The following is a 2,190-nucleotide window of genomic DNA, read 5'->3' on the forward strand; positions in this document are numbered from 1 at the left end:
TGTCGGCGGCACGTGAAAACTGACCCCGTGGCGGCAGGCGAAGTTTGACCCCCTGCTGGACCCTGTCCTCATGGCGAGGACGGGAGGAAGCGGGTGTTGAGCGTGGAGAACTGGGCGGAGATCCGGCGGCTGCATCGGGGTGAGGGCATCCCGATCAAGGCGATCGCGCGGATGATGGGGTGTTCGAAGAACACCGTGAAGAAGGCGCTGGCCGCGGATGAGCCGCCGCGGTACCAGCGGAAACCCGTCGGGTCGATCGTGGATGCGGTCGAGCCCCAGATCCGTGAGCTGTTGCAGGCGTATCCGACGATGCCTGCGACGGTGATCGCCGAGCGGATCGGCTGGGACCGCTCGATCCGGGTGCTGCGCGACCGGGTCGCGGAGCTGCGCCCGGTGTACCTGCCCCCGGATCCTGCCTCGCGCACGGTCTACCGGCCCGGGGAGCTGGCGCAGTTTGACTTCTGGTTCCCCGACATCACTCTGCCGGTGGGGTGCGGGCAGGTGCGCACGGCCACGCGGCTGCCGGTGCTGACGATGGTCAGCGGGTACTCCCGGTTCCGGGCCGCGGTGCTGGTGCCCTCCCGCGGTGAGCAGGATCTGTTCGCCGGGTGGTGGGCGAACCTGCTGACCCTCGGGGCGGTGCCCAGGACGCTGGTGTGGGACGGGGAGGGCGCGGTGGGCCGGTGGCGGGCTCGGGCCCCAGAGCTCACGGCGGCCACCCACGCCTTCCGTGGGGTGCTGGGGGCGAAGGTGATCATCTGCAAGCCAGCCGATCCCGAGGCCAAGGGCATGGTCGAGCGTTTCCACGATCATTTGGAGACCTCGTTCCTGCCCGGGCGGACCTTCAGTTCCCCGGCCGACTTCAACGCCCAGATCGCCGGCTGGGTGGCGGGCAGCAATCACCGGCGGATGCGGGTCCTCGGGTGCACCCCTGAGGACCGGGTGGCCGCGGACCGGGCTGCGATGCTGCCTCTGCCCCCGGTGGCCCCGGCCACCGGGTGGTCCTGGTCGACCCGGCTGCCGCGGGACCACTACGTGCGTCTGGACGCCAACGACTACTCCGTCCACCCCGGTGTTGTCGGGCGGCGGATCCAGGTGACCGCGGACCTGGAACGGGTGGTGGTCACCTGCGAGGGGGTCGTGGTGGCCGAGCACCCCCGGTCCTGGGCGAAGCACCAGAGCTTCACCGACCCGGCGCATGCGGCCGCGGCGGTCGCGCTGCGCCGGGGGCGGCTGGCCGTGCCCGTGCCGCCGGCGGCCACCGAGGTGGAGCAGCGGGATCTGAGCGTCTACGACGCCCTGATAGCCGAGGCCCTGGTCGATGAGGGGGTGGCCTGAGATGACCACCAGAACACCGGCCCGGGACTGGGAGGCAGAGCTGGCCTATCTGACCCGGGCGCTGAAAGCCCCGACCCTGCGCGAGGCCGTGCCGAGGCTGCTCGAGCGCGCCCAGACCGAGGCGTGGAGTCATCAGGAGTTCCTGCTGGCCTGCCTGCAGCGCGAGGTCGCCGCCCGGGAAGCCCACGGCGGGGAGGGCCGCATCCGCGCCGCCCGATTCCCGGCCCGCAAGGGGCTGGAGGACTTCGACTTCGACCACGCCCGCGGACTGCGCCGGGAGCAGATCGCGCATCTGGGCACCCTGGACTTCGTCGCGGCCAAGGACAACGTGGTCTTCCTCGGGCCCCCGGGCACGGGCAAGACGCATTTGGCCACCGGCCTCGCGATCCGTGCCTGCCAGGCCGGGCACCGGGTGCTCTTCGCCACCGCCGCCGAGTGGGTCGACCGCCTGGCCGCGGCCCACCAATCCGGGGTGCTGCAGGCCGAGCTGCGCAAGCTGGCCCGGATCCCGCTGCTGGTCATCGACGAGGTCGGCTACATCCCCTTCGAGCCCGAGGCCGCGAACCTGTTCTTCCAGCTGGTGTCCTCCCGCTACGAGCGGGCCTCGCTGATCGTGACCAGCAACAAGCCCTTCGGCCGGTGGGGCGAGGTCTTCGGCGACGACGTCGTGGCCGCGGCCATGATCGACCGCCTCGTGCACCACGCGGAGGTCATCGCCTTGAAGGGCGACTCCTACCGGCTGAAGAACCGAGATCTCGGCCGCGTGCCCGCGGCCGGAACCCAAGAAGACGAGTGATCAGGGGGTCAACCTTCAGATGCCGGAAAGGGGTCAGTTTTCACTCGCCGTTGACA

Annotated in this window: 2 protein-coding genes; both read left to right on the top strand. The window is 70.9% G+C overall.

Annotated elements, in window-relative coordinates:
• Positions 1–93 precede the first annotated feature (93 nt).
• Complete coding sequence (gene istA / locus CRM73_RS18985; RefSeq protein ID WP_229588770.1) at positions 94–1,338, top strand: IS21 family transposase; 1,245 nt, start codon at positions 94–96, stop codon at positions 1,336–1,338.
• 1 nt (position 1,339) lies between these two features.
• Positions 1,340–2,134, top strand: a complete 795-nt coding sequence (gene istB, locus CRM73_RS18990) for an IS21-like element helper ATPase IstB (protein ID WP_229588771.1) — start codon at positions 1,340–1,342, stop codon at positions 2,132–2,134.
• The last annotated feature ends 56 nt before the right edge of the window (positions 2,135–2,190 follow it).

The sequence above is a fragment of the Kocuria sp. CCUG 69068 genome (assembly GCF_020833785.1).
In the GTDB taxonomy this organism is placed as follows: Bacteria; Actinomycetota; Actinomycetes; order Actinomycetales; family Micrococcaceae; genus Kocuria; species Kocuria rosea.